3 protein-coding genes are annotated in these 4,130 nt (G+C 71.2%); 1 reads left to right on the top strand and 2 read right to left on the bottom strand.

What is annotated here, in order from left to right; translation table 11 throughout:
• The coding region (locus C6N31_RS41910) for a pyruvate formate lyase family protein (RefSeq protein WP_306665082.1) at nt 1–637 on the bottom strand (637 nt) is incomplete at its 3' end.
• A gap of 229 nt (nt 638–866) precedes the next feature.
• Here C6N31_RS41910 and C6N31_RS41905 point away from each other — a divergent pair.
• On the top strand, nt 867–3,557 hold the full coding sequence (locus C6N31_RS41905) for a bifunctional acetate--CoA ligase family protein/GNAT family N-acetyltransferase (protein ID WP_198359587.1): 2,691 nt from the start codon (nt 867–869) through the stop codon (nt 3,555–3,557).
• Nucleotides 3,558–3,660: 103 nt separating this feature from the next.
• Here the strand turns inward: C6N31_RS41905 and C6N31_RS41900 are convergent.
• The coding region (locus tag C6N31_RS41900; protein WP_198359586.1) for a cation transporting ATPase C-terminal domain-containing protein at nt 3,661–4,130 on the bottom strand (470 nt) is incomplete at its 5' end.

The raw sequence follows: 4,130 nt of genomic DNA, 5'->3' as shown, positions 1-4,130 counted from the left end.
TGGAGGGCCGGGCGTCCAGCAGGGCCCGCTCGGCACGCTTGACCTCGATCAGCCGCGACGTGCCGTACAGGGCGACTCTCCGGTAGTCGCCGATGATCCGTCCCCGGCCGTAGGCGTCGGGCAGGCCGGTGATGAGGCCGGCCTTGCGCGCGCGGAGCATCTCCGGGGTGTAGGCGTCGAAGACGCCGGCGTTGTGGGTCTTCCGGTAGGTGCCGAACACCCTCGTGACGAACGGGTCGGGCTCGTATCCGTAGGCCCGCAGGCTGTTCTCGACCATCCGCAGGCCGCCGTTGGGCATGATCGCCCGCTTCAGCGGGGCATCCGTCTGCAGACCGACGATCAGCTCACGCTCCCGGTCGATCCATCCGGGACGGTGCGAGGTGATGGTCGAAGGCGTCCGGGCGTCGATATCGAGAACGCCTCGGCGGCGTTCCTCGGGGAACAGCGCGGAGACCTTGTGCCATACCGCGAGGGTGCGCGACGTCGGTCCCGCCAGGAACGAGGCGTCGCCTTCGTACGGCGTGTAGTTGGTCTGGATGAAGTCGCGCACGTCGATGCGGTCGCGCCAGGACCGGCCGGAGAACCCCCGCCACGCGGCATCGGACACGCCCATGGTGGATGGCGTGGTCACAGTCATCGTCGCCTCACTCCTTCACAGTTCAGGTGTCTCCATGCTCGTTCGCCGACGCGAGGCCGCCCAGGGTCCGCAGGTCCCCGCGGAGCAGCCGTTCGGCCCTGCCCGACGCAGCTGTCGGGACCTCCGCACCGATCAGGGCCGAACGGCCCTCGCGGCTGCCCCGGCCAGCCCCTGCGCGCTGCCCACCGTCCGCAGGACCGTGGAACGGAACCCGAGGAGAGGGACCGTGATGACGGACACCGCACACCCCGTGCAGAAGACCCACGCGCTGCTGGCCGACGGCAGGACCGTCGCGATACGGCCCACCCGGCCGGAGGACCATGCCGCCGTGGTGTGGCTGTTCGACCGGCTGTCGGCCGAGAATCTGCGACTCCGGTTCCTCGGAGCGAGCCGCCGGGCCGGCCGGCAGGCCGCCGACCGCGTCTGCGCTCCCCCCACGCCCGGCCACCGCGCACTGCTGGCCCTGCTCGCGGGACAGGTCGTCGGTCTCGCCGAGTACGAGACCGGGACCGACCCCTGCTCCGCGGAGATCGCCCTGACGGTTGCCGACGACCTCCACCACCAGGGCGTGGGAACCCTGCTCCTGGAGCATCTCGCCGACCGAGCCGGACAGGACGGAATCACCACCTTCACCGCCGAAGCACTGGCCGACAGCCATCCCGCGCTGAAGGTCTTCGCCGATCTCGGGCTGAACACCGTTCGCCACTTCGACGGCACCACCGTGCACTGCGTCATCCAACTCGACCCGGACGAGTACTACCGGGCCGCGGTCGACACCCGCGGCCGGACCGCGGCCTCCGCCAGTCTGCAAGCACTGCTGCGCCCGGAATCCATCGCTGTGATCGGCACAGACCATGAGCCGGGGTCCGTGGGACGAGCGGTGCTGAAGAACCTGCGCCGTGCCGGCTTCAACGGTCGGCTGCGCGCGGTGGACACCCACGCCCACTCCGTCGAGCGCATCCCCTGCTACCCGTCCGTCGCCGCCCTCCCCCACCCCGTCGACCTCGCGGTCCTCGCCGTTCCCGCTTCCGACGTCACCGCGACAGCCGAGCAGTGCGGAGTGGCCGGCGTACGAGCTCTCGTAGTCCTGGCCACCGGGCTCGACGCCGAGCAGTCCGCCGCGCTGCTGGCCGTCTGCCGGCGCTACGGGCTTCGGCTGGCCGGCCCAAACAGCATGGGCGTCACCAACACCGAGGAACAGGTCCGGATGGACGCCACGTTCGCCGCCCACCGGACACTGCCGGGGACGGCCGGAGTCGGCGTGCAGTCCGGCGGGATCGGGATCGCGCTGCTCGCCGGGCTGTCCCGGCTCGGAATCGGTGTATCCACCTTCGCCTCCCTCGGCGACAAGTACGACGTCAGCGGCAACGACCTGCTGCAGTGGTGGGAGGGCGACGGCCGCACCGACCTGGCCGTGCTGCACCTGGAATCCTTCGGCAACCCGCGGGGCTTCGCCCGTACCGCCCGCAGGGTCGCCCGCCGCATGCCGGTCCTGACCATCGACACCGGCGGCCCGCACCCCGCCCGGCGTCCGGACGCCGGGCGGGGTGCGGGCCAAGGTGTTCCCGTCATCAGCCGGCAGGCGCTGTTCACCCAAGCCGGAGTCATCGCCACCCGCACCCTTGGCGAACTCCTCGACACCGCGGCCATGCTGCACTCCCAACCACTGCCGCCCGGCACCAACGTCGCCGTGGTGTCGAACTCACGCGGCGCGGGCACCATGGCAGCCGACGCCTGCCAAGCGGCCGGACTGACCGTCCTCGAACTCCCCGCCACCTTGGCCGCCGAGCTCCTCGACCTGCTTCCACACGGCGCGCAGGCCACCAATCCCGTCAACGTGACCGCCGCCGTGAGCGAAGCCGCGCTGCGCGCGTGCGTCGACCGACTCGCCGCACACGGCGCCCTGAACGCCGTCATGGTGGTCCTGGTGCCCACCGCGCTGTCCGAGGCGACCGGCGACGACCTCGTCAGAGCACTGACGCAGTCCACGACGATCCGACGCTCGCGGACCGTTACCGCCGTCCTCCTCGACCAGCCGGAGCCCGTCCGCCTGTTGCACGCGACCGGCGGAGCGGTGCCCGCGTACTCCGCCCCGCACTCCGCCGCCCGAGCACTGGCACACGCCGCGGCCCGCAGCCGCTGGCTCGCGCAACCGTCCGGCACGACGCCGGAGCTCCCGGACATCGACACCGCCGGAGCGCACGCACTCGTCGACGCCTTCCTGGCCGTCAACCCGCAAGGCGGCCGGCTCGATCCAGAAGCCTGTTCGGAGCTGCTGGACCGCTACGGCATCCCGCGCCCGCCCGAGGCCCGGGCGGACGGCGAGCAGTCGGCCGCCGAGGCGGCCGTCCGGCTCACCGGGCCCCGCGGACACGTCGCACTGACGGCGTACGGTCCCGGTCTTCCGCCCGGGAGCGGCCACGACACTGTCCTGCTCGACCTGGTGGGCGAGACAGAAGTGCGGGCCGCGTACCGAGAGCTCAAGAGCCGCTTCGGTGACGCCATGACCGGTGTCCTCGTCCGCCCCATGGTCGAACGCGGGATCGAGCTGATCTCCGGAATCAAACAGGACGACGTCTTCGGTCCCCTGATCCTGTGCGGGCCCGGTGGTATCACCTGCGATCCGCCCGCCGAACCGGCCGCCCAGCTCGCCCCACTCACCGAGCGTGACGCGCGAGCGATGCTCGCCGACCCGCGCTGCTCCTCGCTGCTCCTCGGGCGCCACGGCGGTAGCGCGGACATCGAGGGGCTGAAGACGCTACTGCTGCGATTGTCCCGGATGGCCGAAGACCTGCCACAACTCGCGGAAGCCGCCCTTGTGACGGTCGTCGCCGGGCCCAGCGGCGTCACCGCGCTCGACGCCCGCATCCGCCTGCTGCCCCATCTCGTCCACGATCCGTACCTGCGCCGGCTGCGCTGAATCCGGGTCCACGAAAAGGCACTCCACGGACCTGAGGAGTGTGGCCGGTCAACTTGTGCGGATGAGCCCCGGGGCTCATCCGCACAGGTCCGACCTTCCCTGTTCAGCCGCCCCGTACGAGGTGCCGGCGATGGCTCAACCGGCCGGGAACACTGAAGCCGGCCCCACGACGCCGCAGATGCCGCCAGGGGTCCCGCTTGCGGATCGGATCGGCCGGAGCGGTCGGAGCGGCGGACTCCTGCCGGTAGAAGAGCCGTTTCCCGATCTCGATGAGACCCAGATAGCAGACCACCATGGCCACCAGTGCGGCGAAGAAGCCCAGCGGAAGCGGCGCGAAGCCGAGTGTGTGTGCCAGGGGTGTTGCCGGCAGTACCGCTCCCACCGCGACCACCCCGAAGGCGGCCATTGTCAGCGGCAGGCTGGGACGGCTGCGCCAGAACGGGCTGCGACGGGTGCGGATCGCGAAGATCACCAACGCCTGGGTGGCCAAGGACTCCACGAACCAGCCGGTGCGGAACTGGACCGGTCCGGAGTGGAAGACCCACAGCATGACGCCGAACGTGGCGAAGTCGA

The organism is Streptomyces fildesensis, from assembly GCF_016107395.1.
Classification (GTDB): Bacteria; Actinomycetota; Actinomycetes; order Streptomycetales; family Streptomycetaceae; genus Actinacidiphila; species Actinacidiphila fildesensis.
The sequence above is the reverse complement of the archived record's forward strand: the minus strand, read 5'-3'. Positions and strand labels throughout refer to the sequence as shown.

What these genes read in the sequence shown, in the direction of transcription:
- C6N31_RS41905 (WP_198359587.1), top strand. Translation starts at nt 867, where the DNA reads ATGACGGACACCGCACACCCCGTGCAGAAGACCCACGCGCTGCTGGCC.